The sequence below is a fragment of the Psychrobacter sp. 4Bb genome (assembly GCF_002836735.1).
Lineage (GTDB): Bacteria > Pseudomonadota > Gammaproteobacteria > Pseudomonadales > Moraxellaceae > Psychrobacter.
Window position 1 is genome coordinate 1 of the sequence record NZ_PJAS01000030.1, and the last position, 329, is coordinate 329.

General features: G+C 47.7%; 1 protein-coding gene. It reads left to right on the forward strand.

From position 1 onward, the window contains the following. A partial coding sequence (locus CXF60_RS00635; protein ID WP_228706992.1) for a GTP-binding protein occupies nt 1–329 on the forward strand: 329 nt, incomplete at both ends.

Here is a 329-nt window from a genome sequence, read left to right on the forward strand (position 1 = left end):
CAGCCGTCACTACGCACACGTAGATTGCCCAGGTCACGCCGATTATGTTAAAAACATGATCACTGGTGCGGCCCAGATGGACGGCGCAATCCTAGTCGTATCTGCAACTGACGGCCCTATGCCACAGACTCGTGAGCACATCTTGCTTTCACGTCAGGTTGGCGTACCGTACATCATCGTATTCATGAACAAATGTGACATGGTTGATGACGAAGAATTGTTAGAACTAGTAGAAATGGAAGTTCGTGAATTATTGAACGACTATGACTTCCCAGGCGATGACACTCCTATCGTTAAAGGTTCTGCTACTGAAGCCCTAAAAGGCTCAC